This window comes from Cobetia sp. SIMBA_158 (genome assembly GCF_046566945.1).
GTDB classification, from domain to species: Bacteria; Pseudomonadota; Gammaproteobacteria; order Pseudomonadales; family Halomonadaceae; genus Cobetia; species Cobetia amphilecti.
The window spans coordinates 1-370 of sequence record NZ_JAWJYL010000113.1 but is presented as its reverse complement, the minus strand read 5'-3'; the positions used below and the strand labels follow the sequence as shown (position 1 = coordinate 370).

Genomic DNA, 370 nt, shown 5'->3' with positions numbered 1-370 from the left:
AATCCAGTGAGAAAGTTTTTTGCCGAGTTATTCAAAAACGTACCTAAAGAAAACTTCAAGCTTCCTATGAATCAGTTTCACTCAGTAGCTTCTTATGAAGCTGATGGGGTAAGATTCGAAGAATTTCAGCATAATAACGGACGGTTTTTCATCATTGTGGAAGTGGAATCCTTAGAAGTCGTATCTATGCGAATGGGAAGAAGGGTATTATGATGGGACTACAGGACAAGATAAACTATTTAGTAGAATACTATAACCATGATAGAGAAACCTTAGAAGAACTGGACGAAACACTGATAGAAACAATCTTTGATATAGCTTACTTGGGAAGTGATTAATTTCACTTCTCTTTTTTATTGACTTATATACG

General features: G+C 35.1%; 1 protein-coding gene. It reads left to right on the top strand.

Annotation, left to right across the window (positions count from 1 at the left end; genetic code table 11):
* Positions 1-213, top strand: a 213-nt coding sequence (locus R2R70_RS19215) for a hypothetical protein (protein ID WP_410978782.1), incomplete at its 5' end; no start/stop codon positions are given.
* Positions 214-370 lie beyond the last annotated feature (157 nt).